The following is an 823-nucleotide window of genomic DNA, read 5'->3' as shown; positions in this document are numbered from 1 at the left end:
TGCCGGATAACCCTTGGATCCACCAGCCCTTTGAGCCCTACGAGCAGATGACGCCTCAGCAGTTGATGCAGTTGCTGCGCTCTTCCGGTTAGTTGAATTTGCTCAAATTGGCTTGCTCGCCGCGCCTACAGGGTCAGCGTCAGTTTGAGTTCTCGGCATGAGCTGTCTACTTACGATTGCCCATCCCTACTGCAAGCCTTGTTTACCAGAAAGGTGAAATAACCTATAGAACGGGAGCCACTCCGCACAGCTAAGTTTCTTGTGCATGGTATGCGAAAGAGCGAAACTCAGGCTCAGATCTAAACCGACATCATATCTGCAACTTTTCCTAGATCTGAGGGATGGATTGCAATAGTGTTTGAGGCAGCAATGGGGTATTGCTGAGGCTTTACTCTGGTTAGCTTATTCAGAAAACGGTTGTATGTATAAAACTCGTACCCCAAAAGTTCCAGTACTTTAGCTGTAGCAGTTCCAATGGGGCTACGCTTGTTCTCAAAAATGATGACAGGGTGGCTGGCGCTAAGCAACTCTTTACCGCCTGAAATCACTCGATCTTCTGCACTTTCTGCATCGATCTTGATGAGATCAATCTGGGGTTCACCTTTCGAGCGCCAGACGGAGTCCAAGGTAACAAGGTTCACAATTTTTCCATCATCGTTTGGTTCCCGTTCTGACATCTGCTTCGGATCATCGACAGAATTGAAGACACTAGCTCTTTCTTCCCTTAGCTGAATAGTGTCTTCATGATCCCCAGCGGCGGCTTCTATGAGGAAGACAACATCCTCTAGGGAGCTGGCACTTATTGTCTTCCGCATACACTGAA

1 protein-coding gene is annotated in these 823 nt (G+C 48.0%); it reads right to left on the bottom strand.

Features of this window, described 5'->3' with window-relative positions:
- Nucleotides 1–299: 299 nt before the first annotated feature.
- The coding region (locus NW829_RS12310) for an FkbM family methyltransferase (RefSeq protein WP_414417209.1) at nucleotides 300–823 on the bottom strand (524 nt) is incomplete at its 5' end.

Origin of the sequence: Synechococcus sp. R55.8 (genome assembly GCF_047461895.1) — a bacterium.
GTDB lineage: Bacteria > Cyanobacteriota > Cyanobacteriia > Thermostichales > Thermostichaceae > Thermostichus.
This window is presented reverse-complemented; position numbering and strand designations above follow the sequence as displayed.